The sequence below is a fragment of the Atlantibacter hermannii genome (genome assembly GCF_009907385.1).
GTDB classification, from domain to species: domain Bacteria; phylum Pseudomonadota; class Gammaproteobacteria; order Enterobacterales; family Enterobacteriaceae; genus Atlantibacter; species Atlantibacter hermannii_A.
Genome location: NZ_JAAATR010000047.1, coordinates 1 through 534 on the forward strand (window position 1 = coordinate 1; position 534 = coordinate 534).

Genomic DNA, 534 nt, shown 5'->3' on the forward strand with positions numbered 1-534 from the left:
TGTACTGAACCCCTGTTCCTGGACACCCCATCCGGGATCAGGAGATATAAACAATGAAATATTCTTATTCAGTGCGACTGGCCGCGGTCCGGCACTATCTGTCCACCCGGGACAGTATGAAAGAAACGGCCCGCCTGTTTGGCGTTGGCGAAACACCGCTCTCCCGCTGGATACGTGCCTTCAGACAACAGGGCGAGCCCGGGCTGGAGCACCGTCCGGCGCGGGCCTATACTGCTGAATTCAGGCTCCGCGTTGTTCGCTACGTAATCCGGCACGGATACAGCAGCGCAGATGCTTCCGCGCACTTCGCCATCCCCAACGAAACGCTCATTCGGGGCTGGATAAAACGATACCGGGAAGGCGGTGCCCGGGCACTTCATACAGTCAGACCCGGAGCCGCTATGTCAGGAAAAAAATTTATTCCCGGTACAAAACCCATAAGCAAAATGACCCCGGCCGAGCTCCAGAGAGAGCTGGAGTATCTGCGTGCGGAAAACGCGTATCTAAAAAAGCTGAAAGCCCTGAGAGAGGAAA

The 534-nt window shown here is 56.0% G+C and carries 1 pseudogene; it reads left to right on the forward strand.

What is annotated here, in order from left to right:
* Positions 1-53: 53 nt before the first annotated feature.
* Positions 54-534 (forward strand): annotated as a pseudogene (locus GV764_RS13555) (transposase); the annotation flags it as partial.